We start from the raw sequence: 21,432 nt of genomic DNA, 5'->3' as shown, positions 1-21,432 counted from the left end.
CTTGGCAAACCCGGTGATCGATATTCTGATGTATCATTCGATTTCCGACGCGGGCGGGCCGACGTCGATTGCGCCGGATATCTTTGCGGCGCAGATGCAGGTTGTGGCCGATTCCGGCGTTGCGCTGATCACGCTGGATGATCTGGCGGATCATGCAAAGCTGCCTGCGCGGTCTTGCATTGTGACTTTCGATGACGGGTTCGAAGATTTCGCCAAAACCGCTTGGCCAACCATGGCCAAGCTGGGCGTTCCTGCCATTGTTTATCTGCCGACCGGATGTATGGGCGGTGCCGAGAACTGGCGCGGCTCCAATACGCCACCCCGCCCATTGATGAACTGGGACACGGTGCGTGATCTGGCCAGTGACGGCGTGCAGTTTGGCAGCCATACGGTGGCGCATCCCGATCTGGATGGGTTGGATGAGGCACAGCTGGAACAGGAGCTGGTTCAATCCAAAGCGACGCTTGAAGACAAGCTTGGCCGCCAAATCCGCCATTTCGCCCCTCCTTACGGGCGGGCACAGGCGCGCGTGCGAGCCCGGATCGCGCAGCATTATGATACCTCGGTCGGCACGCGACTGGGTTGTGCGGCAGCATCCGGCGACCTGCATGATCTGCCCCGACTCGAGATGTTCTATTACCGCGACCCCAAACGCCTGCGCGCGCATCTGCTTGGACGCGGGCGTAGTTATCTGGGGTTGCGGCGTGGGTTGCGCGCAGTGCGAGACCTGAGTTCCAAACCCTGGGAGCGGACAACATGAGCGCGTTGCAATCCATTGCCCGCAAGGTGCTGCCGGAAAGCACGCGCCGCTGGATCACCGTTCAGCGTCAGAAACACCGCCTGCAATGGCCGCGCGCGGGATCCATCGATTTTGGTGACTTTGATCGGCTGGCCCCGGTGTCCAACATCTTTGGCTTTGATCGTGGTCAGGCCATTGACCGCTATTACATCGAGGCGTTTCTGCGCGAGAACCGCGCTGACATCACGGGCCGCTGCCTGGAGCTGGGTGACCCGGCCTATATCGAGAAATATGGCCAGAATGTCTCGCAAGCGGATGTGTTGCATTATGTCGAAGGCAACCCACAGGCCACCATTGTGGGCGATCTGACCAACGCGCCGCATATTCCCGACAACAGTTTTGACTGCATCATCTTTACGCAAACCATTCAGATGATCTATGAGCCGCGCGCCGCATTTCAGACTCTGCACCGGATTCTGAAACCGGGTGGCGTGGCTTTGATAACCTCAGCCGGAATCGCCAAGATCGGACGCCGCCTTGGGCGCGACGATTGGGGCGAATACTGGCACTTCACCGCTCAATCCCTAAACGCAATGGCCTTAGAATTCTGGGCCGAAGACGGGATCACCATTCACAGTTATGGAAATGTAATGACCGCATGTGCATTCCTTCAGGGCTTGGCCGCTGAGGAGCTTTTGCCCGCTCAACTGGATCACCGAGATGAGGATTTCGAAGTCATCGTAACCGCACGATTGCAGAAGGAGGGCGCATGACAGAGATCATCCTGACGCCCGAGCAGATGCGCGGTGCACATGACTATCTTGGCGGTGACACAACCGTTCTGGGCCAGCTGTTTGAACAGGTCGCGCCCGGTCAGAACGTCAAGCTGCCTGTCACGCCTGAGACGGTGTTCTACATCGAAGGCATCTGGCGGCTGTTGGTAGACAAAGGTTTGAAGCCGTCCTTGATGCCTTCGGAAGGGTTGAACGCGCGGGAAGAGGAATTTGTCCACGACTTCAAACATTTCTTCCTGAAATCAGCCCCTCCGGGTGAGGCGAACCCATCTTCGATGCTGTCGGACGCAATGGCTTTGTTGTGCCATGGCACAATGGCGTTTTTGACGCTGGGCCCCGGCCCGGTGCCCGAGCGGCAGACCATGCCATCGGTGGTTCTGATCGGAGCCTATGGGGGCGAACATGTCGGAGATGCGGCCATTCTGGGCGGCGTTTTGCTGGGCCTGCATCATGACTACGGCACTGTCCACGCCACGATCATGAGCAAACGCCCCGAACACACGCGGCGCTTGGCATCAGCGCTGGATACTCCGGTTGAGGTGACCGTGGTACCCTATGGGCATCGTGAAATTGGCAAGGAAATCGCGGTCAGCGACGGGCTTGTCTTTGCCGGTGGCCCGCTGATGGATCTGCCGCGCATGTTGGTGATGCATCTGAAAGCTGCTCGCCTTGCAGCAATCCATCAGGTTCCATTTGTGGTGCGCAATGTGGGCGTTGGACCGTTCAAACGCAAACTCTCTCGCTGGATTGCGCGGCAGATTGCCATGCATGCCGCTGTGTTCACAGTACGCACCAGCAAGGCCGCAAAAGCGCCCGAGCTTAAGGGGATCGACGTCAAGATCGGCCATGATCCGGCCTTTGATTACCTCAACAGCCGACCTGCTGATCTGGGCAAGCTGACGGCGCCCGAACAGCAATCGGTGGATCAGCTGCTGGACGGCACCAAAGGGCGGACGCTGATCGGCGTCAATATACGGCCCATTCGGCATGATTGGTCTGACCGTGGTGAGGCATTTTCACGCGAGGCCGAAAAGCGGTGCTATGAGGAATGCAGCAAGGCGATGATCCAACTGGCGCAAACCAGCACCCAGCCGGTGACGTTTGTGTTTTTCCCGATGAACCCAATCCAGCTAGGCGCATCGGATCTGGAATCGGCCTTTATCCTGCATCAGATCGTAGAAGATCAGATTGATTTCCGGGTGCTTGAAGCTGACCCGGATGTGGATGGCGTGCTGTATCTGCTCCGCCGACTGGACGCGGCCATCGCAATGCGCTTCCATGGCTGTATCTTCTGCCTGTCGCAACAGATCCCCACTTTCGGGATCGATTACTACCCAGGTCAAGGCGGTAAGGTCGAACAACTGTTCACGGATAATGATCTGAGCGCGCGGGTTCGGATCATGGATCAAGTGCAGGCAGATTGGCTGCAAGACGGCCTGGATGCGGTGGTTCAGCAACTGAACGCATCACCGGAGCACAAGGATATGAAGCAAAGCGCCGAGGGTATTGTTTAGAGGAGACATGTTATGAGCGTTGGACAGAATATTACTGCGGGCAATGCAGATTGGACATTTGGCAACGACGTGCCCGACACGTTTGTGGACCACATCAAGGTTTCGGTCCCGCTTTATGAAAGCGGCCATGATCTGGTCTGTCAGCTATCTGATTATTTCGTGAAAAAGCAGGGTGTCGCCTATGAGATCGGCACCTCGACCGGAGAATTGCTGCGCAAACTGGCCGAACATAACAGCCATAAGCCTGATCTGCGCTGGATCGGTCTGGACGTCGAAGAGGCGATGATTGCAGCCGCGCGCAAACACTGCGCCGATATCCCCCAGATCGAGATCCTGAACGAAGACATCCGTTTGATGGAGCTGGAAAAGGCGGATCTGATTGTCAGCTATTATACGATGCAGTTCATCTCACCGCGCGACCGGCAAGCGGTCTTTGACAAGATCTATGAAACGCTCAATTGGGGCGGCGCCTTTATCATGTTCGAAAAAGTGCGCGGACCGGATGCGCGGTTTCAGGACATCGTCACGCAGCTTTACAACGACTTCAAGCTCAAGAACGGGTTCTCACCGGAAGAGATCATTGAAAAATCGCGCTCTCTGAAAGGTGTGATGGAGCCGTTTTCCACCCAAGGCAATCTGGACCTGTTGGGCCGCGCCGGGTTCAAGGACATCATGAGCATTCAGAAATATATCTGTTTCGAAGGCTTCCTGGCGATCAAGTAAAGGTGTTCGGTCAAAAGACCGGGCGCCCAAGGGTCCATTTTAGCTTGGTACCATCAGGCAGTTGCACCATGACCGGATTGTCGCCGTCGTCTGCGATCATCTGGAACCGGGTCTGCTGCCAGTCGGGAACGGATTCAAGCTGCTTTGTCTCTGCAGCTTGACCGTTCAGCAGAATTTGTACCTCAGCCCCTTCATAATCGGCCAATCGCAACCGCAGATCCAGCGGTTCACCCGCGCGCAGTTTGCCTTTGGCGAACAGTCGGGCCGATCCATCCAGTTGCAGGGGCGCATCATAGGCGGGGACGCGCGCCCAGCGATCTGGTTTGAAGGCAAACCCATAGATACCGGCTCCCAGTCCCAGAACGATGCCCAAGGGCAACAACCATTTCAGGCGGAACATGCCTCGCCACACAAGCGTCGGTGCATTGGGGGTGGGACCATCCAGCGCGGTTGAGATCCGCCGCGCATAGACAAGCATTCCGAAGATGGCCAGCCCGGTCAGCATCACACCAAAAGCAAACCACAAGATGCGCGTTGCCATGCCGCCCCATATGCCGAAATGCAGGCTATCTGCTGCTTCTCGCAGGCGGGTCATGAGGCTCAGCTCTTGCGCAGTGAACGCACCGAGCACTGCCATATTCGATGGATCCAATGTCACCTTGTTGGCCCGCCCGCGCACCAACCACGCGTCAGCCTGACCTTGCACAACGATGCTTTGCCCTGGGAATGACGGTAAGATCACCAGCTCAGGTTCCAAGGTTGGGATCTCTTCCTGCGCTACGCTGACGGCTCGTAGCACATCAGCCCCATCAAAGCTTGAAGGCAGTGGTTGCTGGCGCTTTTCGATCGTTTCAGCTGCAGGATAGTGATATGGTGTCAAGCTGAGCACCGCAGCAAAATAATACAAACTGGTCAGCGCCACGACGACAAGAAAAGGAAGTGACCACAGCGCTGTTAGTCGATGCATACCTCCCCAATAGGATCGCGCATTCATCTCCCGTTTCGGCCAGCGGAAAAAGCCGCGCCAAAACCTGCGGTAGCTTATTAGACCGGTGATTATCAGAATGATCATTATCGGTGCGGCCAATGTAACAACAAGAGTTCCGACCACGTGTCGAGTCAATAGGCTGTCGTGGAACGATCGGAGGATTTCTTTGAAGTCAAGCTTACCCGTAATGCCTTGAATTTCACCGGTTTGCGGGTTGGTCCACACCAGCGCCTGTTCTCCCCAAGGGGTCAGAATTGTGGTGTTATCCGCTACGAAGCCAGAAGCCTCACGCTCAATTCTCTCGATTCTGGCTTGCGGCCACTCGGCGCGGATATTGTCATAAATCTCAGCTACGGGCAGTGGTGCGCGCGGCGCATCCGCGCGGCGTGTACTATCAACCAACGCTTCGATTTCAGGTGCCAGAACCAGAACGGTGCCCGAGAGGAAAATGAGTGTCAGATACAGAACGATATTCAGACCAAACCATGTATGCAGCCAAAACAAAAAAGAACGAAAAGACTTGCGGTTGCTCATAATAGGTCCTGATAAACGCAGCTCGGCGCGCGGGTTAGTATATGCCCAATCCGCGTTGAGTCTATGCCGCGACCCTGCGGCATATGTGCTTTGAACTTAGTCTGAGGCGCGCTCGGGTGGCTTGGCATAAGCAACGCGCACGAGGTCGGAAAACAGGGATTTTCTACGTACCAATCCGCACAGAACAAATACCACCAAACCGGCAAATCCGGCCTGAACCCCCGTACCAAGCGCGAACCACACAGTCAGCGCCGCCAGCGCCGCAAGGCCCGGTATTACGCTCGGACGGATCAGGGACATCGCTCCGATCTGACGGTTCACAGCAAACTGCGTAACGCAAGCGCTGGCAAAAACTGCGGCGAAAAAGCTTAGGGCGGCACCGACTGCGCCCAGATGAGGAATGCATATTAGGGCTACGGTGATCAGGGCCAGCGCGCCTACGATCTCGGCGCGCAGCAGAAGCCTTTGTTTGCTCTTGGCAATCAGGGACCACCGCGCATGGCCGCTAAGCAACCGCAAGGGAAACACCCAGGACAGGCAGATCAAGACGGGGGCGGCCGTGGCGAAGGCCTCGCCAAACACAAGAGTCATGATCGGCGTGGCAAACAGCGTCAGGCTGAGTGCTACAAAAATACCTCCCCAGGCAATCACATGGATTGAGGACTGCATCATCCGTTCCCATCCGGCAAGGTCATTGTACAGGCTGCGGGTGATCGCCGGGTATAGGTTGAAGTGATAGATAAAGCTGAGCACCAGCAGCGAGATCACCAACCGCTGAGCCGCACCCAGCCAGGCGGATTGTTCGGGCTCGGCCAGAACCGACAACAGCATCATCGGCGCATAAAGCATGAAGGCCCAAAGCATGTTCGACAGACCAACCGCAGCTCCGGTTTTAAGGAAAGTCAGCGACTCGCGGATCGGCCAGCCGGTTCGAAATGGCAGGCCCAGATAGTATTGGCCCGCGATGTAATAGACCGAAACCAGCAGCAACGTGACGCATTCGATCCAGCCCACTGTTGCAATCGAGGTGCCCGGATGCACCAACAGAAACACGCCTGCGGCAAAGCCAAGCGAACGGATCGGGCGCGCCAGAGCTGCCAGATTCATATGTTCCAACCCCTGAAACAGCCATTCCTGCTTCAATGGCGCAAAGATCAGGCTGGTGATATAGATCCACAAAAGCGTCTGGCCCGTTGGTGTCAGATTGGCCAGCAGTGACAGCAAAAAGGCCGCGGGAATGACGAACAGGGCCATGATAAACCGCGCAACCGGGATCTGGCTGGCCAGAACGCCGGCGTCTGCGGGCTTTACAGCCAGCGCCTTGACCCCGATGGGCCCGACACCGCATTCGATGACGATGGCCGCAAAGGCAGCAATCGATATAGCCAGCTCGATTGTTCCATAATCTTCGGGGCTCAACTGCCGCGCCAGATAGGCGAAGGTGATGAACCCGACGACCATGCTCAGCGCCTGCCCTCCGGCCAGCGACAGCAGATCGCGCAGAAATTTGGGCCCGGATCGAGAGAAGAACTTGCCCAGCCAGCTGGTCGGTTGATCACTTGGGGGCATTTGATTTCAACACGACGATGCCGCCGCTCGCCAAGGTGCCGTGGAAATAGTCGGCTTCGGAGAAACTCTCCTCAATGGTGCTCAGGATATCTGCGTGCCTCCGTCGGGTTACAGATGGAAAGGTATAAACGATCCAGGTTTCCTGTTCGGGATCGTAAAGCGACTGAAACTCGGCCAGACTGTCCGCCCCGGCCCAATGCGGCGCAAAATAGTCCCGGTATGGGGGCACGGTCAGGCCCAAGGCAATGACCTGAGCATCTGCGGCGCGGTGGGTTTCGACATAATCACGCGCGCCGGTGAAATCCTGTTTGGGATAGAGGTAGTTCTTGGGCAAAAGAACCAGCGTCGACACGATCCCCAACAGGGCCAGCCACCGTCCCGGATGGGCGATCGAAAGCCTCAGCTTGGTGGCCAACCAATCCCCCAGCCCGGTGGCGCCATGGATAAGGAATAGGCAGATCAGACCCAGATCACCCAGAAAATACCTCGGCCAGACCCGGAACGACAAAGCGACCAGCAAAGCAATGGTCAACGCAATGTGCAGCACAAGCACCAGCGGCAAGACGGGCGCGGTTCGGTACAGCCGGACCATGGCGATGCTCATGACCGCAAGAGCCACCGGTAAAGCGGGCCCAAGGATCGGGCCAAGCCCGCGCACGATCTCGGCCAGAGTCCAAAGCGGGTTCTTCCATTGGGCAATCGACTCAGCCCGCACAGCATCTTCAGGCCCGGATTGTACGGCGGTGAATGTGGTGATCATCGAGTCGATCATGGGCAGGTAGATTGCGGCTGTCAGGGCAAGACCAAAAAGCGCACCGACCAAAGGCATCAGGATCGACCCACGCGGGATCTCTTGCCCGCGCAGCCGCGTAAGCGCCAAGGCCAAAATCCAGGTCAGCCCCAGCGCAGCAAAGTAGAACGCTGCCGACAGGTGGGTATACATGGCGCAGGCGAAAACAACGCCAAAGCCCAGCCAGATGCGCCGGCTGGGCCTCCGCATCCCCTCCAGCACCAGCACCAATGCAATGAGTCCTAGAAACAAAAGCCCGGTATAGCCGCGTGCGTTTTGTGAGAACCAGACATGGTGGTAAGACACGGCCATCAATGCTGTGGCCATCAACGCCTCGGGCACGGGTACAACGCGGCGGGCCAGCAGCCAAAGCGCCCAAAGGCTGGCCACGCCCCACAATACTGCGGGCAACCTGAGGGCCCAGGCGCTTTCCCCGAACAGTCCGATTGAAGCTTTGCCTTGTAGTGTGAAGAAGACGTGGTTGTTCAGGCTGTCATACTGCGTGAACAATTGCGCCAGCGGTAGGCGGACGTAATCGACCAGCGTGTTAACCTCATCATACCAAAGTGCTGCATCCAAACGCGCCAGACGCAAGGCCAGCCCGACCAACAGGATCCCCCCAAGGATCACATATTCATTGCGCGAAACCGCAGGGGCCAGAGGCTGATCTGAGGAACGAAACCGGTTCATGGTACCAAAATAACAAACACTATCCTGCATTGGACTAACGGAAATCTTGGTCCAAAGCCAGCATCGTCATTGGACGTGCCCAGCTTGCGGCCAGTATGTCACGCAAGCGTCAATTGTTTCCGACTATTCGAACACGCGGGTGCGGTCTAAGGTGGGTGAGTATTTGGTGACTCAGTGATGTGAGGGCATTCATGTTCGGTTTTTTCAAACGCGTTTGTTTATTTGTTTTCTGTGTTGCGGCTACGGGACAAGCGGCCCAGGCGCAGGACGCCACGATCCAGCTTTACCCCGATCAGAAATTCCAGACGATCAACGGCTGGGAGGTTCTGGCCCGTGGATGGGAATACGACAAGGCCGCGGATCGGTTCGATGGCAGCTGGTACCAGGACAAGGCGCTGCATGATCGCATCATAGACGCGCTGGTGGAACAAGCTGGGATCAACCGCGTTCGGATCGCGATCCGATCCGGCATGGAGAACCCAATTGACTATTGGGCGCTGTATGAACGTGGTGAGATTGGCTATGAAAAGGTGAAAAGCCATTTTTATCATAAGGTTAACGACAATGATGATCCCTTTAAGGCGCGAGCAGAGGGGTTCCAGTTCTCATATCTCGACTTTCAGATCGAAAACATCGTCAAACCGATGCAAGAACGGCTGCAAGCGCGGGGGGAAACGCTTTATATCAACCTCAATGTCGTGGACTTCAAATGGGGTGGCGAAGAGCAGAGCAATTTCAAACTGGCCAGTAACCCGCAGGAATATGCAGAGCTTGTGACACAGGCGATGCTGCATCTGAAGAATACTCATGGGATTGTGCCTGACGCGCTTGAGGTCATTCTGGAGCCAGAGAACACCAACGGCTGGCGCGGTTTTCATATCGGACGGGCCGGAGCAGCGGCGTCTGATCGTCTAAACCAGCATCAAATGGCGCCCGAACTGTTGTTGCCCTCGGTCCTTAATGCGCGCAATGCGGTACGCTATTTCGAGGCCGCGATAAGCGTTCCCGGCGTGGCCCCACGCACGGGCGCGATCACCTATCACCGCTATGCTGGGCGTCGGGCTTCGGTTATGGGCGATATCCGCAATGCGGCGGCGCGGCGGGGGATCCGCGTCGAGATGCTGGAATACACCAATGGCACGGTAGAGGATCTGATCCAGGACATGACAGTTGCGCAAGCCAGCGCCTGGCAGCTTTTTTCGATCATCGCGCGACATCCGCCCGCATCATCCGAGGTGGCGCGCAGCGTGCTGTTTTATGGCACGCCAGAGGACGGCAAGATCGGACTCTCGCACCAAGGGCGCAGTTTGGCGCAGTATTTCCGCTATGTCCGCCGGGGGGCCGAACGGATTGGTGCTGTCACAGATAACGGGGATTTCCTGGGCCTGGCCTTTGTAAACCCCGATTATGCGCTTTACCCCGGAGCGGTTGTGGTCATTCGCAGCCAGCGTGCGGGTGAGGTAGCTGTAAACGGCCTGCCCTACGGGCGTTATGGTGTCAGCTATTCTGGCGCGGGCGTGGTGACAGGCGAACTCCCACCGCTGACTGTTGAGGGGGCGCAAGCTACGTTATCGGTGCCGGCCAATTCTGTAGTGACGATTTATCCCGCGCCCTGACGCTCAAGACCCGTCCAAAGCGACCGCTTTGAACTGGTCGTTTTCGTATAGGACCGTCCCGTCCCATGGCGTATCTGCGTAAAGAAGAGCGAAACTTGCACCCAACTTAGTGGCAGCCGGTATCCAATCGGTGTTTTCCCGATGGGCCCTACGCATTTCCCGCAAGGCACCAAAGCCGCGTTTGGTAAAGGGTCCGTAGAGCGCCTCTAGCCGGTTGCGCCAGTTCATCAGCCCCGCGTCGTCAAAAGGGATTGCGGTAAAGCTGACCAGAACGCCGCGATTGGCCAACAGCCTGAACCGTTCCTGATCAGGTGGCACAACCCAGATCGCGCCCTCGGGGCTGATTGTGCGGGCCTGACGGGCAATATCCGCTTCGGCATCGCGGTGATCGGACCAGCTAAAGGCCGTTTTTGCCAACGGCCCGCTTGTTGATGATTTGGCCACCATGGCGAGGGCAAGAGGCAGGCCAATGCTGAGGATCACGGCCAGCATCACACTACCCCTAAAAGGTCGCAATAGAACCAGCGCCAAAAGGGCAAACGCCGCAACACCACGCAATGTTTGCATTGGCACGCCATAACGCCAGGCCAATGCCGCTGCGATCAGAACGCTGAAGCCCAACCCTAGCCAAATTACGATCTCAGCGTTGGTTTTCAAAAGCTTGCGCACTATCCAGACCGCAAGACAAACCAACAAAACCAGCGTCACCGCATAGGGCTGCGCGTCCGCGCTGGCCAGCAGCAGGATCAGCGCGCAGATCAGCGCCGTTGCTTGTTCTCGGGTATAAAGATCTCCGATCAGGCGGCCCAGCAACAGAAACCCGGCCCATTTCACCACCATGAGCATTCGAAACACTTGCGCAGTGGCCCATAGGCGGCTGTGATGAACATCTGTAAACCACAGGCTTGCCGCACATCCGACCAGCACCATCAGACAGACGAGCGCCAACATCAGGCTTTGCTTGCCCGGCAGGGCTCGGCGCGCGGCAAACCAGAGGAAAATGCAAGCTGTCAGGGTGACGAACAATCCGGCCTCGATCCACGAGCGGCGAAAGAATTCAGTGCCCAGATAGTGATGGGGTGCGCGGAAGCTGATCAGGATGTCAAAGAATTCTGCATCCGTCAGCTTTGCGCTGTCATGCCCACCTCCGGGCAGTGCCCAGAACACCACCATCAGCACAACAAACAAAACCCCGGCACCAACAATGGGTGCGACGGTGCGCAGACGGGGCTGGGTTTCAGGCGTCAACAGACCCACGATACCGGCGGCCAAAAAAGCCATCATGGCAATCTCGGTCCCGATCAAAGGATGCATCAGAGCGGCCGGTACAAAGGCGACAACTGAAAGCCAAACCCGCCCTGTGAACAGCAAAACCATCCCACCCAACGCCAGCGCGATGGCGACATTCGCGGGCTGAAAACTGTCAAAGCGCAAAAAGCCGGCCAGCCCCAGTGAGAAGCTGCCATTCGTGATCGCCAAAGCCGCGGACAATAGTGCTCCGGTGCTGCTGGCTCCCACCAGATTGCGCGCTCCTAGATAAGTGACCGCTCCTAGCACAAAGGCGAACAGACACATCAGGCTGTGTACGACGATGGGCAAAGGCATCAGGCTGACCAATGCGGCCATCGCTTTTGCATAATAGATCCGCGGGCCAAATGCGGTGGCATGATCGGTATAGAAATCCCCGGCCATGGCCGAGGGATCAAGCAGTCGGGCGATGATCGGCAGTTGCTCGACCTGATTTCCGTGACCAAACAACGCGCCCACCAGAGGCAACAGTGATAGCATCGCCAAAAGCGATAGAATCTGGAATGGGCCGGGCTGTGGGGATTTGGGCTGCGCTGACATCTTACCTATAAGAACTTGTTCAAATCGCCGAACATGTTGGCACCCAATTCATACCTCAGCTTGCACGCCCAACCCAGAGCTTCGCGCGCATTGCGTTGATTTTCTGATCAATCCGCGAATGCGTGCCCTATTTGTTTCACCGCCGCGACGAATACCCTCCAAGCTTGGCGCACCTTGCGAAACCTGTTTATGCTGCACGCAGTTTCTGGGCCTGATTTGACGAGTAAGTTCATTGACATGAAGACGATTTCGATAGTCTCACCCGCCTATAACGAAGAAGAGAATGTAGAACGCTGCTACAGCGTAGTGCGTGATCTGTTCGAGGCCGAATTGCCCGGTTATAAGCGCGAGCATATCTTTGTCGACAACGCGTCCGAGGATGAAACGGTTGAAATCCTGCGGGGGCTTGCAGCCAAGGACCCGGCCGTCAAAGTGGTGGTCAATGCGCGAAACTTTGGTGTGTTCCGGTCGGTTTTCAACGGTTTAAAATACGCCAAAGGCGATGCGGTTCTGGTCATGCTGCCGGTTGATCTGCAAGATCCGCCCGAGTTATTGCCCGAATTCGTCAAGCTTTGGGAAAACGGATATGAGGTTGTAGCAGGCGCGCGCACGGTGCGCGAAGAAAGCTTTGCCATGCGCTCGGTTCGCAAGGCGTTTTACTGGATCGTCAATCGTTTGTCGGATTTTGAGATCACGCAGAATGTGGGCGAGTTCCAGTTGCTGGATCGCAAGGTGATGGATGCGCTGATGGCGCATGAGGATCAATATCCCTACATTCGTGGCATGATCGCTTCGCTTGGGTTCAAGCGCATCATTGTCCCTTACGTCTGGAAAGAGCGTAAACGCGGCCTGTCCAAACACAATCTGCCGATGCTTGTAGATCAGGCGCTGAACGGCATTTTTTCGTTCACCCGCGCGCCCATGCGGTTTTGCACCATCGTGGGCCTGTTCATCTCGATCTTCTGTATCGCCTTCGCGCTTCTGAACGTGATCTTGTTCCTTCTGAACCCCGAACTTGCCCCCCGCGGGGTAACCACGATCATCACGGCGCTGTTTTTCCTGTCGGGCATACAGATGTTCTTTATCGGGATGCTTGGCGAATATGTGACCTCGATCCACAACCAGGTCCGTCGCGGGCCCATCGTGGTGGAACGCGAGCGGATCAATTTGGATGACGACGTCAGCTAGGCTTTGGTGAACGGGAACCGCCCGGTCAGAACTTTGCCAATCAGCAAAAAGGACAGCACTGCCGCTGCGGGCGCCATAATCGCTTGTGCCAGATAGGGCGACAGGCCGGTGCCCAGTGCAAGCTGCAAGCCAAACGCGTTAAACAGGTAGATCACGCCGTAACAGAGCGCATAGGCGGGGAACTTTTTGAACCCTTGTGCGCTTTCTGAAAAAACCAATTTGGCATGGGTGAAGAAGTTCCACAGTACGCCCAAGAAAAACGCCAGCGCCAGCGCCGGTTGCGGTGGCAGACCCAGAAACACCAAAGCGGCATAGATCAGGTAACCGACCAAAGTGTTAAGCAGTCCGACCAATACGAAATGCAAAAACCTGCGCGAGTCACTGCGCATCTTTGACATCCTTCGGCAGCAGGTTTTGACGTTGCAGACAGTCCTTCAGACCGTCGGGCAGAGAATACCGCGGGCTCCACCCGATGCTGTTAAGCTTTTTCGTATCTGCGCAAATCACCTCCGGGTCCAAGACGGGCCGAGACCGTGCGCCGAGCCGGATCAGATCGGGACGGCCAAGCAGCGTAGCGGTTCCCATGATCAGGTCTTTCACTGGCTTAGCAGTGCCCGAGCCGATATTGACCGCACCGCCAAGCTGACTGTCCAGCACTGAGGCCAGAGCTTCGCCAAGATCACTTGCATAGAGAAAATCACGTCGCTGTAGGCCATCGGTACAGTCAACGGGTTCTGCGTTTACAATACCTTGGGTGATATCGCTCAGCAAGCGGCCAGGGGCCTCATTCGGGCCGTAACAAAAGAAGATCCGTGCCCAGCTGAGGGTGAGGCCAAGGTCTTTTTGCGCCGCAGTCAGCAGTTCTCCGGTATGGGCTTTGGCTTTGCCGTAAAGGCTGGCCGGAGCCAATGCGCTGTCCTCGCGCAAAACACCCGTGTCGCCCAATGCCTCTGGCGACCAGTCATATTCGGCACAGCTGCCCGCACACAGCACGCGTTGGCCCCCCGATGCTGCGAACTGGCGCACCAGATCAATCGTGGCTGCCGCCCAATCCAGGTTTTCAGGCGCGTGCCAGCGGTCTTTGGGGTCGTCGTGCCAGGCCAGATGCATCAGATACGAGGCCTCTGCCGCGCGGATCGCATCCCGGCGCTGCGCCTCATCCAACAGATCAGCCTGAATATCGTTTCCCGCACCGCGTCCCAAGGTGACAGTCTGAAAGCCGCGCTGCTCCAGAGCCCGATGCGCATGGGGGCCGATCAACCCCCCTGCCCCCGTCATCAGGACGCGGGGTTTCATCGCGAGAAGATTTCCAGTGATGGGATCGGCACCACAAACTGCGTGCCCTGTTCGGCCAGATCACTCAGTTGCTCAGCAATTTCATCGCGCAGGTTCCAGGGCAGGATCAGCACGAAATCGGGCCGCTCTTCGCGCAGGCGCTCAACCGGGCTGACCGGGATATGAGAGCCCGGCAGCAGTTTGTTCTGCTTGGCTGGGTTGCGATCGACACAATAGAGGATGTCGTCTGAGGTGATGCCGCAATAGTTCAGCAAGGTGTTGCCCTTGGCGGCTGCGCCATAGGCGGCAATGCTGCGCTTGCCCTGTTTGGCCGCACGCATGAAGGTCAACAGGTTCTGCCGGATCTCGCGGACCTTGTCATCGAACCCGTCATAGCCTTTGGGATTGTCCAGATTGGCCTGACGCTCTTTTTTGCGCATCCCTTCAACGATGGGCCGTTCGGTGCGGTCGGCCTCTTGCTGGCAGATATACAAACGCAGTGATCCGCCATGGGTGGGCAAAGTCTCAAGGTCGAAGACCCGCAGCCCGGCGGCAGCAAAGATAGTCTCAAGCGTAAGCAGGGACAGATATGTGTAGTGCTCGTGATAGATGGTATCGAACTGGACCTTTTCGATCAGGTTCAACAGATGCGGAAATTCAACCGTCCAAACGGCGTTGTCGTCCAGCAAAGTGGCGATACCACCAACAAAATCGTTGATGTCAGGCACATGCGCCAGCACGTTTGCCGAGGCCACCAATGACGGGCGCAACCCTTCGGCCACCAGTTGCTTGGCCAAGGCGCTGTCGAAATATTCGATCCGCGTTGGCACGCCCTTTTCGATGGCGGCGTTAGCGACCCCAGCTGCGGGTTCGATCCCCAGCACGGGAATGCCACGTTCCACAAAATATTGCAGCAAATAGCCATCATTCGACGCGATTTCGATGACCAGATCATTGGTGTCCAGCTTCAGCTGATTGGTGATAGTATCCACGTAATTGCGGCAATGGGCCAGCCAGCTTTCCGAGAAGCTGGAGAAATAGGCATAATCTTCGGAAAAGATATCCCCCGCCGGAACCGCATCTTCGACCTGAACCAGAAAGCACTTATCACAAACGCGGACATGCAATTCGTATTCAGGGCATTTGACCCCTGCATTTTCGGGTTTGACATACGAGTTTGCCAGCGGAGACATCCCCAGATCGACCAGAGTACGGGTCAACGGCGCGTGGCAATGGCGGCAAGTCGGGGACGTTTGCATTATACTTTCGAACCTCTGTTCTGGTAATCGTTAATCTGCGACAGGCAGAGCGCAGTGACGTCATCGCCCCGCGACCAGCCCGCGTACCAATCCGCAACCATGCGTATCGTTTCTTCAAAATTCAATTTGGGCGCCCAGCCGATCTGACGGGCGCGGCTGCTATCCAGCCGGAGCGTGGTGGATTCGTAAGGCGCATCCTTGGGCATATCGATCTCGATCCGCCCCTGCCCCAAGGCACTTGTCAAAGCCTGCGCCACATCGATGACTGGTCGCTCATCCGATTGATCCGGGCCGAAATTCCACCCGCTGTCATGCCCGTCATGCTGGGCATAAAGCCCTTCGGCCAGCATCAGATAACCGCGCAGAGGCTCCAACACGTGCTGCCATGGGCGCACGGCGTTGGGCGAGCGGATCTCGACACGGCCTTCATCGCCCAGACATCCCCGAATGATATCGGGGACCAAGCGATCTTCCGACCAATCCCCCCCGCCAATCACGTTACCCGCACGGGCCGAGGCGATCCGACAGGGATGGCCACCTTGCGCGTAGGGAGCAAAGAAACTGTGGCGCATCGCTTGCGTGGCCAATTCGGTACAACCTTTTGACCCTGAATAGGGGTCGAGGCCCCCCATCGGGTCGGTTTCGACAAAACTGCGACCGTCCTCGCGGTTCTCATAACATTTGTCCGAACTTACGATGACGCAGGCCTGCACAGTCTTTGCCGCTGCGATGGCCTCAAGCAAATGCACAGTGCCCATGACATTGGTGGCAAAGGTTCCGGCTGGGTCCTGATAAGACCGACGCACAAGGGACTGAGCGGCCAGATGCAAGACGATATCCGGCTTGGTGCCCTGCACCACATTGATCAAAGCGGATCTGTCGCGGATATCGATCTGGTGGTGTTCAACATCGCTCTGACCGCTCGAATCCCACAGGTTGGGTGTGCTGTCAGGCAGAAGGCTTACGCCGGTGACCTCAGCCCCCATTTGATTTAACCAAAGTGTCAGCCATGCGCCTTTGAAACCGGTATGTCCGGTCACCAGCACGCGTTTGCCTGTCCAGAAATTCGGGTTCACGTCGCGGGGTTGCATCGTCAGTCCCAGATCTTCCAGGGTGCCTTGCCGGAATCCCACAGTTCTTCAAGTTCTTCGCGTTCTCGGATCGTATCCATCGGTTGCCAGAACCCGGGATGGGCATAAGCGCGCAAATGGTCATCTTCGGCCAGTTTTTGCAACGGCCCCTGCTCCCAGATCGTGCGATCCCCTTCGAGATATTCACCCACCTCGGGCGACAGCACGAAGAACCCACCATTGATCAATCCGCCATCGCCAAGCGGTTTTTCCGAGAAATCCATGACTTTGTCACCTTGGGTGATCAATTGTCCAAAGCGGCGCGGTGGCGGAACGGCCGTCACGGTCGCGCGTTTGCCATGGGCTTTGTGAAACGCAATTAGGTTTGAGATGTCTACGTCACCAACACCGTCCCCATAGGTCAGGCAGAAGGCTTCCTCGTCCTTGAGCAAGGGCAGAACACGGCGCAGACGGCCCCCGGTCATGCTATTGGCGCCGGTGTCTATCATTGTGACCCGCCAAGGTTCGGATGCGCTGTGGCTAAGCTCTATCTCACCCGTCGACAGATCGACGGAGACGTCGGACATGTGCAGGACGTAATTGGCGAAATACTCTTTGATCACATAGCCTTTGTAACCAAGGCAAACGATGAAATCAGTGATGCCATGCGCGGCATAGATCTTCATGATGTGCCACAGGATGGGGCGGCCACCGATTTCGACCATGGGTTTGGGAATGCGCACGGTTTCCTCGGCAAGGCGAGTGCCCAGGCCACCGGCTAGAATGACGCATTTCATAAAAACCCTCTCTTACTTTTTAACACTTTAACCGGACCAAACCGTCACGTAATGGCCGCACCTTACCCCAACGTCGGATATGAGGAAATGACGAGCTGACCTGTCGGTGAAATTGGATCAAAATTTTTGACAATAGCTATGCGGATCGGAGTTTGTTGTGCGAAACGCAGGTAGAAAAGGCAAGGAAATCAGCACTTCAGAGCAATACCGAAACGTAGACCGAAGGCTTTGGCAAGCCTTCAGCTCCACTGCCTGCTGATTCTTTACTGGCCGCTGACGCCAAGCCGGATCGCGTCAGTGAACCCTGTCTGAAACCCCGCTGCTCGCGGCTTCGGGCGTGATCACCATCCGACGGAAATCCCGCGCGAACATGGTCCGCGTGAACCGCCCCAGACCTGTCGGGTGCTCACCAAAAGTTTCAAGGCGTGACAGAAGCACCGATTTGATGCGCGGGTCGACCTGGGTGTCAAAGCCCATTTCCTGATCGAACCGGAACGCATCCAGCGGCGTATCGAAATCACTGTTCTGCCAGGCCTCAATATCGTACCAGGTGGACCAGATCGGTGTATCCTCAAGGGTTTCTGCAAAAGGCACACTCAGCATGGTCGAGCGGTAATAGCTGATAATGCTGTAGAGCTGCGTCAGCGCATCACTATCGTCAGTCGGAAGCAGTTCGGCAATCGCACGATGCAGGAAGTCGAGGGCCTCTTCCACGATGATGAAACGGCCGATCATGGCGTATTTCGACAGAAGGTTACCACCCAGATCGCCCGAGATCAGAGCATCATAGTTCTCTTTGGCCCACTCCACACATTCGTCGCGGGTTTCGAACAGCTCTGACTGATTTTCGGTAAGGTAATCGTCGATCGTTTTCTGGAACCCTTCAGGCGCCTGATCCAAAAGCTCCTGCATTTTGCGGACCACCAGATAGGGGCGAATGCCCTGCGCGCGGCAGAACCGGAACGCCTCTTCGAAATTTCCTTCGTAATAGAAAATCGTCAGAAGCAGGTGGAACACGCGGGTGTCTAGATAATCCTGGAACGAGAAGCTTTCGCTTTCGACAACCATCTCTTCGGTTTCGACCACTGTATTGCCGGTATAACGGCCCAAGCAGCGGGCCACCACGCGGTGTCGGGTCTTGAAGCCGAACTTTTCGCGCGAATCCGGATTGGACAGAGGCGCGCCATGCAACAGCATCAACTGATGCGCCGCAACGCGGCTGACACCGGTTTCTATCAACTGGTCCACCGCATCCATGAAGCTGGCCTTGGTTTCGCCGGGCATACACAGGATCAGTTCTCCATAGGATTGCATCCCTTTTGCATGCAGGTCCTGTTGAATTTCGGCATAAGTTTCCAGCTTGATATTGTCGCGTTTGATGTTCTTCAGCACGGTCGGGTTCAGAGATTGAACCGATGACGTCATCGGCAAGCGCCCACGGGCCTTGTTCATCACCTTGAGGATACGGTCACCGCGGTTTTTCCCTGTCGTGGTGCGGATGTATTTGGGCCAGTCATATTCATCCATCAGACTGCCCAGATAATCGGCAACCTCTTCATCCTGCACATACATCCCGAAATTGTCATCAGCGAAACACAGTGGGCTGGATCGGTCTATCCGGCTGACCAGATAGTCCAGATCCGCCTTGGTGCGTTCAAACGAATGACGGAACACTTTCGAGTTGGATTTGACGGCCGAATTGCAGAAAGTACAGGTGAACGGGCAGCCACGCGCAAGCTGCATCAGGGCAAAAAGCCCGGTGTCAAAAAACTTGTCCATATAGCCCGCCAAATAGGGCGAGGGGATCTCATCCAGATCACGAATGCGGGGCACTTCGGCACCGCGCACCACTTCTCCGCTTGTACGATCATACCATAGCGCGCCGTCAATGGGTTCTGACTGCGCCTTCTTAAGGTCTTGATCGCAATCGATATAGCGCTGAACGGTATTGAGAAAGGCGCGCTCGCCTTCATATGTGGGGCCACGCACATGGATGTCGATCTGCGGCATGGTGCGGATCCAGTCATCCTGTTCATCATGGGTCAGCGGAAAGTTTGGTCCGCCCATCAGCGTAAGTGTCTCTGGCGCGCGGGCTTTGACGTAATGCGCAAATTCCTCGGCCAGACGGTGGTTCCAGGAATAGCTGGAAAAGCCCACGATATCCGGTATTCCACGATCAAGAGCATCCTTGAACTCCGACGGGTTGCGGAAGATCTCGACCGTTACCGGTGTTCGGCTTTTTGCGTAAGCCGTTACATATGTCGCCAGGTTACCAACCCCCAATGGGTAAGTATCCGAAGTTTCGGTGACCAGGTTATGTCCTAGGTCGGCCAAAAAAATTTTCATCTGCAATCCTCTCAATGAGTGGAAGCAGCAGGCAGCGTCTCGTGCCGTCTTTTTTGTTTTTTTATGCTAAATTATGAGGTGGCTGCCGCCTCCGTAAACTGTTCGATCTCACTATCCTCGTTTGTCTTGATTTCAGATTTTGGGTCAATGATGATGGTGTCGCCGTCGATATGGCAGGCGACGCGTTTCAGCTTTGGCAAAGTTTCGCAGGCGGATTTACCTGTCTTTGCCTTGAAGGGCAGGTTGTGCCAGGGGCACACCACACTGTCGCCATCGACCCAGCCGTTGGCTAGATCACCACCCGCATGGGGGCAGCGCCGTGTCAGCGCAACAACGTTGCCTTCGGACAGATGAGCCACGCAAAGCGCAGCAGATGCGCCACGTACCGTTCCCGGTGGCACCTCGGACAGGGGAACCTCAATACCGCGGTCGGTCTTTGTTCCGATGGCTTCGGCTGGATTTGGCTCGGGGTTTTCGGGCGCCATTGAGGGGATCAACTTGTTGCGCGCCCGCAGCGCAAGGCTGGTGACATAGCTGGATTGCAGCTTTGCCGGCCACTCTGCCAACGGGTTCAGCGCGCCAGAGCCGCTCCAGCCGGAATAGACGTAATTGTGGTGGTGCAGCTGCGGAAAGACCGGACGGTCGACAGACAGGCGGCAGGAAATGGCAAAGCGCGTTTCATTCGTGCGGTTCAGCTCGGATCCATGCACGTGATCGGTGTGGAAAATGACCACATCGCCGGGATGCAGGTCAAAGGTCCAGGTTTTGTGCAGCTTCTCACCATCAGAGATATTGCCGGAGGTTTCGAACTTGTATTCGCCAACATAGTCGTCGGGATAGATCGTCAACCCGTTGCCGGGTCGGATGCGGCCCATTGCAAACCAAAGGTTCATCCCGTTCGATGGACAATCCAGCCAGCTGTCGCGGTGCGGACCATGTGCCGCGATTTTGCCCTGACCATAGGTTTTGGCGAATTTGTTGAACTCGTCCTTGTGGCTGCGGGCAATGTCATAAGGAATATGGAACCGCACATTGGGTGCGCGTTCGTAGAAGAAGGTTTCCACATCCGGGAAAGTGCCCTTCATGAAACGATCAAGAAAATCATGGGTCAGCGGCTCGATCTCGGCATAGACCGCGTCGGTCACCTTGGGGATATCAATCGGCGAGACCCATTCATGAATGCGGTGAAACCCGTCGCGTTCAGCGCGGTCTGCGGCTTCTTTGCCGACAGAAGCAGTGATCCCGCGGATCGTCGCTTCGTGCCACATGTCATAGAGACCAAATGCCTGCAGGGCCTGACGGAAAACGTATACTTCGCCATCCAGGACCTTTTGCTGCATTCCCGACCGGTTCAGGCCTTCGCCCTGATCAAAACGCAGATCGTGGTACCCCATAACACTTTCACCTTTCAATGCACTCGAAATCGAATCAACCAAACGCCGCACCATCTAAATGAACAGCGATGGCATCCTTGTTATCTTAACATGTTTTTGCACGAAAAAACCCATTTCATGCAATTCCCTTCCCCGACTCCGGGTATCTTTTCGGCATTCTTGAGCCTCAAATCCGGCTCAGATACATAATTGTTGCACAACAAGAGACAATTTCGCGGCAGGTTGCTGCGGCATTGGCAAAGCTCTTCGGAAGTTTCTAAGCTTTGTGCATAACCGGATTGCGATTGCAGTTAAGATT

At 56.4% G+C, this 21,432-nt stretch carries 17 protein-coding genes; 6 read left to right on the top strand and 11 right to left on the bottom strand.

The window, feature by feature from the left end; genetic code table 11:
* Position 1 precedes the first annotated feature (1 nt).
* From GOV38_RS13495 to GOV38_RS13480, 4 genes are read left to right on the top strand one after another with little or no spacing between them, the layout of a single operon-like run.
* Complete coding sequence (locus tag GOV38_RS13495) at positions 2-760, top strand: polysaccharide deacetylase family protein (RefSeq protein WP_171208285.1); 759 nt, start codon at positions 2-4, stop codon at positions 758-760.
* Positions 757-1,512 carry a methyltransferase domain-containing protein gene (locus GOV38_RS13490; protein WP_171208284.1) on the top strand — a complete coding sequence of 252 codons (756 nt, stop codon included), beginning with the start codon at positions 757-759 and terminating at the stop codon, positions 1,510-1,512. The genes GOV38_RS13495 and GOV38_RS13490 overlap by 4 nt, the downstream gene beginning before the upstream one ends.
* Positions 1,509-3,047, top strand: coding sequence for a polysaccharide pyruvyl transferase family protein (locus GOV38_RS13485; RefSeq protein ID WP_171208283.1), 1,539 nt, complete (start codon positions 1,509-1,511; stop codon positions 3,045-3,047). Before GOV38_RS13490 ends, GOV38_RS13485 begins: the two co-directional genes overlap by 4 nt.
* Positions 3,048-3,059: 12 nt before the next feature.
* Positions 3,060-3,770 carry a methyltransferase domain-containing protein gene (locus GOV38_RS13480; RefSeq protein ID WP_171102170.1) on the top strand — a complete coding sequence of 237 codons (711 nt, stop codon included), beginning with the start codon at positions 3,060-3,062 and terminating at the stop codon, positions 3,768-3,770.
* 10 nt (positions 3,771-3,780) lie between these two features.
* Here GOV38_RS13480 and GOV38_RS13475 read toward each other — a convergent pair whose 3' ends face one another.
* From GOV38_RS13475 to GOV38_RS13465, 3 genes are all read right to left on the bottom strand, one after another.
* A complete protein-coding gene (locus tag GOV38_RS13475; protein WP_171208282.1) occupies positions 3,781-5,292 on the bottom strand; it encodes a PepSY domain-containing protein in 1,512 nt (503 codons plus the stop codon).
* Positions 5,293-5,388: 96 nt separating this feature from the next.
* Positions 5,389-6,861: an oligosaccharide flippase family protein gene (locus GOV38_RS13470; RefSeq protein ID WP_171208281.1), complete on the bottom strand. Its 1,473-nt coding sequence runs from the start codon at positions 6,859-6,861 to the stop codon at positions 5,389-5,391.
* Positions 6,848-8,341 carry a glycosyltransferase family 39 protein gene (locus GOV38_RS13465; RefSeq protein ID WP_171208280.1) on the bottom strand — a complete coding sequence of 498 codons (1,494 nt, stop codon included), beginning with the start codon at positions 8,339-8,341 and terminating at the stop codon, positions 6,848-6,850. The genes GOV38_RS13470 and GOV38_RS13465 overlap by 14 nt, the downstream gene beginning before the upstream one ends.
* 191 nt (positions 8,342-8,532) lie before the next feature.
* Between GOV38_RS13465 and GOV38_RS13460 the strand changes: the two genes are divergently transcribed.
* The gene (locus tag GOV38_RS13460) at positions 8,533-9,957 is read left to right on the top strand and encodes a hypothetical protein (protein WP_171208279.1); all 1,425 of its coding nucleotides are present in this window, start codon (positions 8,533-8,535) and stop codon (positions 9,955-9,957) included.
* A 3-nt stretch (positions 9,958-9,960) separates the two neighbouring features.
* On the opposite strand, the gene GOV38_RS13455 is transcribed toward GOV38_RS13460, so the two are convergent.
* Positions 9,961-11,805 (bottom strand): DUF6798 domain-containing protein, encoded by a 1,845-nt coding sequence (locus GOV38_RS13455; RefSeq protein ID WP_171208278.1) that lies wholly within the window; start codon positions 11,803-11,805, stop codon positions 9,961-9,963.
* A gap of 237 nt (positions 11,806-12,042) precedes the next feature.
* Here GOV38_RS13455 and GOV38_RS13450 point away from each other — a divergent pair, with 237 nt between their 5' ends.
* Positions 12,043-12,993, top strand: coding sequence for a glycosyltransferase family 2 protein (locus GOV38_RS13450; protein ID WP_171102164.1), 951 nt, complete (start codon positions 12,043-12,045; stop codon positions 12,991-12,993).
* Here the strand turns inward: GOV38_RS13450 and GOV38_RS13445 are convergent.
* The 7 genes from GOV38_RS13445 to GOV38_RS13415 form a co-directional block, all read right to left on the bottom strand.
* Positions 12,990-13,382, bottom strand: a complete 393-nt coding sequence (locus GOV38_RS13445) for a GtrA family protein (RefSeq protein ID WP_171102163.1) — start codon at positions 13,380-13,382, stop codon at positions 12,990-12,992. The two genes, GOV38_RS13450 and GOV38_RS13445, sit on opposite strands and share 4 nt — an antisense overlap.
* Positions 13,372-14,289 carry an NAD(P)-dependent oxidoreductase gene (locus tag GOV38_RS13440; protein WP_171208277.1) on the bottom strand — a complete coding sequence of 306 codons (918 nt, stop codon included), beginning with the start codon at positions 14,287-14,289 and terminating at the stop codon, positions 13,372-13,374. Before GOV38_RS13440 ends, GOV38_RS13445 begins: the two co-directional genes overlap by 11 nt.
* Positions 14,286-15,527 (bottom strand): class I SAM-dependent methyltransferase, encoded by a 1,242-nt coding sequence (locus GOV38_RS13435; RefSeq protein WP_171208276.1) that lies wholly within the window; start codon positions 15,525-15,527, stop codon positions 14,286-14,288. Before GOV38_RS13435 ends, GOV38_RS13440 begins: the two co-directional genes overlap by 4 nt.
* A complete protein-coding gene (gene rfbG / locus GOV38_RS13430; RefSeq protein WP_171208275.1) occupies positions 15,527-16,618 on the bottom strand; it encodes a CDP-glucose 4,6-dehydratase in 1,092 nt (363 codons plus the stop codon). Before rfbG ends, GOV38_RS13435 begins: the two co-directional genes overlap by 1 nt.
* Before the next feature lie 2 nt (positions 16,619-16,620).
* Positions 16,621-17,394, bottom strand: coding sequence for a glucose-1-phosphate cytidylyltransferase (gene rfbF, locus GOV38_RS13425; protein ID WP_171208274.1), 774 nt, complete (start codon positions 17,392-17,394; stop codon positions 16,621-16,623).
* A 294-nt stretch (positions 17,395-17,688) separates the two neighbouring features.
* Positions 17,689-19,740 (bottom strand): radical SAM protein, encoded by a 2,052-nt coding sequence (locus GOV38_RS13420; protein WP_171208273.1) that lies wholly within the window; start codon positions 19,738-19,740, stop codon positions 17,689-17,691.
* Positions 19,741-19,811: 71 nt separating this feature from the next.
* Positions 19,812-21,134, bottom strand: a complete 1,323-nt coding sequence (locus GOV38_RS13415; RefSeq protein ID WP_171133166.1) for a Rieske 2Fe-2S domain-containing protein — start codon at positions 21,132-21,134, stop codon at positions 19,812-19,814.
* Positions 21,135-21,432: the final 298 nt, after the last annotated feature.

The organism is Ruegeria sp. HKCCA5839 (assembly GCF_013035585.1).
In the GTDB taxonomy this organism is placed as follows: domain Bacteria; phylum Pseudomonadota; class Alphaproteobacteria; order Rhodobacterales; family Rhodobacteraceae; genus Ruegeria.
The sequence above is the reverse complement of the archived record's forward strand: the minus strand, read 5'-3'. Positions and strand labels throughout refer to the sequence as shown.

Bases quoted from the DNA above. Each gene is read 5' to 3' on its own strand.
- GOV38_RS13490 (WP_171208284.1), top strand. From the start codon at position 757: ATGAGCGCGTTGCAATCCATTGCCCGCAAGGTGCTGCCGGAAAGCACG.
- GOV38_RS13485 (WP_171208283.1), top strand. From the start codon at position 1,509: ATGACAGAGATCATCCTGACGCCCGAGCAGATGCGCGGTGCACATGAC.
- GOV38_RS13480 (WP_171102170.1), top strand. From the start codon at position 3,060: ATGAGCGTTGGACAGAATATTACTGCGGGCAATGCAGATTGGACATTT.
- GOV38_RS13475 (WP_171208282.1), bottom strand. From the start codon at position 5,292: ATGAGCAACCGCAAGTCTTTTCGTTCTTTTTTGTTTTGGCTGCATACA.
- GOV38_RS13470 (WP_171208281.1), bottom strand. From the start codon at position 6,861: ATGCCCCCAAGTGATCAACCGACCAGCTGGCTGGGCAAGTTCTTCTCT.
- GOV38_RS13465 (WP_171208280.1), bottom strand. From the start codon at position 8,341: ATGAACCGGTTTCGTTCCTCAGATCAGCCTCTGGCCCCTGCGGTTTCG.
- GOV38_RS13460 (WP_171208279.1), top strand. From the start codon at position 8,533: ATGTTCGGTTTTTTCAAACGCGTTTGTTTATTTGTTTTCTGTGTTGCG.
- GOV38_RS13455 (WP_171208278.1), bottom strand. From the start codon at position 11,805: ATGTCAGCGCAGCCCAAATCCCCACAGCCCGGCCCATTCCAGATTCTA.
- GOV38_RS13450 (WP_171102164.1), top strand. From the start codon at position 12,043: ATGAAGACGATTTCGATAGTCTCACCCGCCTATAACGAAGAAGAGAAT.
- GOV38_RS13445 (WP_171102163.1), bottom strand. From the start codon at position 13,382: ATGCGCAGTGACTCGCGCAGGTTTTTGCATTTCGTATTGGTCGGACTG.
- GOV38_RS13440 (WP_171208277.1), bottom strand. From the start codon at position 14,289: ATGAAACCCCGCGTCCTGATGACGGGGGCAGGGGGGTTGATCGGCCCC.
- GOV38_RS13435 (WP_171208276.1), bottom strand. From the start codon at position 15,527: ATGCAAACGTCCCCGACTTGCCGCCATTGCCACGCGCCGTTGACCCGT.
- rfbG (WP_171208275.1), bottom strand. From the start codon at position 16,618: ATGCAACCCCGCGACGTGAACCCGAATTTCTGGACAGGCAAACGCGTG.
- rfbF (WP_171208274.1), bottom strand. From the start codon at position 17,394: ATGAAATGCGTCATTCTAGCCGGTGGCCTGGGCACTCGCCTTGCCGAG.
- GOV38_RS13420 (WP_171208273.1), bottom strand. From the start codon at position 19,740: ATGAAAATTTTTTTGGCCGACCTAGGACATAACCTGGTCACCGAAACT.
- GOV38_RS13415 (WP_171133166.1), bottom strand. From the start codon at position 21,134: ATGGGGTACCACGATCTGCGTTTTGATCAGGGCGAAGGCCTGAACCGG.